Below are 2,513 nucleotides of genomic sequence, written 5' to 3'. Positions count from 1 at the left end.
ACGCGCGGCATGATCCGCCAGCACCAGTTCGACAAGGTGGAGCTGGTGAGCATCGTCTCACCCGACAAATCCATTGAGGAACACGAGCGCATGACCGGCGCGGCGGAGGAGGTGCTCAAGCGCTTAGGGTTGCCATTCCGCACCATGCTGCTCTGCGCCGGCGACATGGGCGGCGCCGCGCGCAAGACCTATGACATCGAGGTCTGGCTGCCGGGCCAGGACCAGTATCGCGAAATATCGTCCTGCTCGAATTGCTGGGACTGGCAGGCGCGGCGCATGAACGCACGCTGCCGCGCGCCGGGCGAAAAACAGACCCGCTTCGTGCATACGCTGAACGGCTCGGGCCTCGCCGTGGGCCGCACGCTGATCGCGGTGATGGAGAATTACCAGAACGAGGACGGCAGCATCAGCGTGCCGGATGCCCTCAAGCCCTATATGGGCGGGCTGACCAAAATCGAGAAGGCGGGCAAGTGATGCGTATCCTGGTTTCCAACGACGACGGCATCCATGCGCCGGGCCTGAAAATCCTGGAGAAGATCGCCAGGACGCTGTCGAAGGATGTCTGGGTGGTGGCGCCGGAATTCGAGCAGTCGGGTGCCTCGCATTCGCTGACCCTGACCCTGCCTTTGCGCCTGCGCAAGATCAATCCACGCAAATATGCCGTGCGCGGTACGCCGACCGACTGCGTCATGATGGCGATGCATGAGATTTTCAAAGACAAGAAGCCCGACCTGCTGCTCTCGGGCATCAATCGCGGCGCCAACCTGGGCGAGGACGTGACCTATTCGGGCACCGTGGCGGTGGCCATGGAAGGCTCGCTGCTGGGCGTGCCGTCGATTGCGATGAGCCAGTGCTTCCAGCATGGCCATCCGGTGAAATGGGGCACGGCCGAGCATCACGCGCCCAAGGTGATCAAGAAGCTGCTGAAATCCGGCTGGCCGAAAGGCACGCTGATCAACATCAACTTCCCCGACGTGACGGCCGACAAGGTGACCGGCGTGGAAGTGGTGCCGCAGGGCCAGCGCGATCTGACCGACCTTTTGCTGGATGCGCGCGTGGATGCGCGCGGCGTGCCGTATTACTGGGTCGGCTTCCGCCGACAGAAAAGCAAGTCCAAGCGCCACACCGATCTGGGCGCCACCGAGAATGGCGCCATCTCGGTGACGCCGCTGCAGCTCGACCTGACGCATGACGCCAGCATGAAGGCGCTGAAAACGGCCCTCCGATGATCATGGGCTGACCGTGGATCCGCGGGTCATCCAGCTTGTCATGGAATTGCGGCGGCAGGGCATCGCCGATACCCGGGTGTTGTCCGCCGTCGAACGGGTGCCGCGCGACCGTTTCGTGGCCGACCAGTTCCTGAAGCACGCCTACGACAATATCGCACTGCCGATCACCCAGGGCCAGACGATCAGCCAGCCCTATGTGGTGGCCTACATGACCGAAGCGCTGCAACTGGGTGATCGCATGAAGGTGCTGGAGATCGGCACCGGTTCGGGCTACCAGACCGCCGTGCTGTCGCGGCTGGGCCGTCGAGTCTATACGATCGAGCGGTACCGTTCGCTGCTGGTTTCTGCCGAAAAACGGCTGCACGACCTGCAGATCACCAACGTGGTGACCAAGCTGGGCGACGGCAACAAGGGTTGGCCGGAACAGGCGCCGTTCGACCGTATCCTGGTGACGGCGGCGGCCGACCGGCGGCCCGAGGGCCTGGTCGCGCAGCTGTCGCCTGAGGGCGGCATCATGGTGGCGCCAGTAGCGGTGACCACCACCGAACAGGACGTGATCCGCTATACCCGCCAGGGCGACGAGGTGCGGGAGGAGCGGCTGATGGCGGTGCGGTTCGTGCCGCTGCTGCCCGGGATCGCCCGCGAAGCCAGCCCGGCGAACCCGTAACATCCGCGTAACACCTTGGCCCGCCTGCATTGTCGCGGGCCGGGAAGGGGCTTAGACTCCGTCGCAATGCAACGGATTCGGGCAATTGCCGTCATTTTGGCGCTGGGCCTGCTGGCCGGCTGTGGCCAGCAGCCGCCGGCGCCGGTGGTGTTTGGCCATCGACCGGCGCCGCTGCCCCAAGTGGTGGAATTCCGCGGTAGCAGCCAGTCCTCGCATGTCGACACGATCCAGGTGGCGCCCGAGGCGGTGCCCGACAGCGTGACGGTGCAATCAGGCGACACGGTTTATGCGCTGGCGCGGCGTTATAACCGGCCGGTGCGCGCGCTGATCGACGATAACAACCTGCAGCCGCCCTATGCCGTGCAGCCGGGCCAGCGCCTGCGCCTGCCGGGCGGCCGCTTCCATGCCGTGCAGCGCGGCGAGACGCTGTACAGCATCTCGCGTTCTTATGGCGTCGACCTTTACAGCATGGCGCAAAGCAACGACCTGCAGCCACCCTATACGATCAGCGTGGGCCAGCAGCTGCGCATCCCGTCGCAAACCGGTTATGCCGTGGCGACGGCGCCGACTTCCACGACGCAGCCCGCATCAACCGTGGCGGCGCCGCGCGGCTTCCA

4 protein-coding genes are annotated in these 2,513 nt (G+C 65.1%); all 4 read left to right on the top strand.

Annotation, left to right across the window (positions count from 1 at the left end; all coding sequences use genetic code 11):
- A partial coding sequence (locus tag Q1J79_RS14400) for an aminoacyl--tRNA ligase-related protein (RefSeq protein WP_367182990.1) occupies positions 1–474 on the top strand: 474 nt, incomplete at its 5' end.
- Positions 474–1,229 (top strand): 5'/3'-nucleotidase SurE, encoded by a 756-nt coding sequence (gene surE / locus Q1J79_RS14395; protein WP_300301614.1) that lies wholly within the window; start codon positions 474–476, stop codon positions 1,227–1,229. The genes Q1J79_RS14400 and surE, both read left to right, overlap by 1 nt.
- Positions 1,230–1,236: 7 nt before the next feature.
- Positions 1,237–1,896, top strand: a complete 660-nt coding sequence (locus tag Q1J79_RS14390; protein ID WP_300301677.1) for a protein-L-isoaspartate(D-aspartate) O-methyltransferase — start codon at positions 1,237–1,239, stop codon at positions 1,894–1,896.
- A 66-nt stretch (positions 1,897–1,962) separates the two neighbouring features.
- A partial coding sequence (locus tag Q1J79_RS14385) for a LysM peptidoglycan-binding domain-containing protein (RefSeq protein WP_300301612.1) occupies positions 1,963–2,513 on the top strand: 551 nt, incomplete at its 3' end.

The sequence above is a fragment of the Ferrovibrio sp. genome (genome assembly GCF_029255545.1).
Classification (GTDB): Bacteria; Pseudomonadota; Alphaproteobacteria; order Ferrovibrionales; family Ferrovibrionaceae; genus Ferrovibrio.
Note: the sequence above shows the minus strand (reverse complement) of the source record. Positions and strands in the feature narration are given on the sequence as shown.